General features: G+C 59.9%; 1 pseudogene. It reads right to left on the bottom strand.

Going from position 1 to position 227, the window contains the following annotated elements:
* Positions 1-220, bottom strand: a pseudogene (locus E1297_RS00125) (IS66 family transposase); the annotation flags it as partial.
* Between the last annotated feature and the right edge of the window lie 7 nt (positions 221-227).

Consider the following 227-nt stretch of genomic DNA (forward strand, 5'->3'; position numbering starts at 1 on the left):
CCAGAGCCACCTGCAAATCCTCAAGCGCCAGCTCCAGTTGTTTGATCTCGCGTTCGATCTTTTCAGAGCGCGCGCCGAAGGCCTGCTTTTGCAGCTTGGCAATCCGGATGCGCAGCGCCTGAACCAGAAGATCATGCGCCCGCAAACTGGCCGACATCTTCCGGTTCTCCGCCTGAAGGGCGGTCACCATGGTCTTCAAAACGGCAGGGTCACTGGGCAGAGGCGAG

The organism is Roseibium sp. RKSG952 (assembly GCF_009711355.1).